Source organism: Vibrio sp. 1069 (assembly GCF_033340555.1).
Map to the genome: position 1 here is coordinate 1 of NZ_JAWOWP010000136.1, position 992 is coordinate 992.

The following is a 992-nucleotide window of genomic DNA, read 5'->3' on the forward strand; positions in this document are numbered from 1 at the left end:
GCTCGAGAGATGGTGCAATCGGGAAACTGGTTTTTTCCTACCAGAGGGGGAGAGCTCTATCCCGATAAACCGCCAGTATTTATGTGGTCAATGGCGGCTTTTTATTGGTTGACCGGCAGCCTAAAAGCAACGTTCATGTTACCTAATGCGATTGTCAGCCTAATTGCTTTGGTGTGCTGTTACGATATTTCCGCAAAGCTGTGGAATGTCAAAACTGCGCGAAATGTGGGCTTTCTACTATTGCTTGCTCCACAATTTATTATTCAAGCAAAAGCGGCGCAAATTGATGCGATGGTAGCCGCGTGGATCACCATCTCCATGTATGGGCTGTTGCGACACTTCTATATTAAGACCAACTGGGTTTGGTATTGCTTGGCTTGGGTGTTTATGGGGCTTGGCATTATTACAAAAGGTGTTGGATTTCTTCCCGCGTTGTTTTTGATACCCGTTTTGTTTTTGCATTTTTCTGGCAGACACCATTTTGAAGATGCGGTTTTATGGAAGCTATTACTGGGCCCAGTGTTCATGCTTTTGACTATTGCATGTTGGTTTGTGCCTATGGTTTCGATTGTAGAGATCAGTCATAACCCTGATTTTGCTGCTTACAGAGACAACATCTTGTTTAAACAAACGGGTGAGCGTTATGCGAACTCTTGGGGACACATTCAGCCTTGGTATTACTTTATTGTCAGTGTGATTCCCGTTATGTGGTTTCCACTGTACTTGGTGTTCTTCAATAAGAAGTGTTGGCAGCAACTACGATTATCACCTGCGTTATTAAGTTTGTTCGCTTGGGTTGTGCTTGTTATCGCTTTCTTTAGTCTGAGCCCGGGTAAGCGAGGTGTTTACATATTGCCAGCGCTTCCAATGCTTGCTGTTATTGCGGGTTATGCGTTAACGAACCAAGCTTGGCCTAAATGGACCGACAAATTACTTAAAGCTATCGTGTTGATTTTAGGTGTAGTTTTGTTTTCTGCCGCTGTTGTTGCAGG

The 992-nt window shown here is 44.0% G+C and carries 1 protein-coding gene; it reads left to right on the forward strand.

Going from position 1 to position 992, the window contains the following annotated elements:
- A partial coding sequence (locus tag R7040_RS24970) for an ArnT family glycosyltransferase (RefSeq protein WP_318097350.1) occupies nucleotides 1-992 on the forward strand: 992 nt, incomplete at both ends.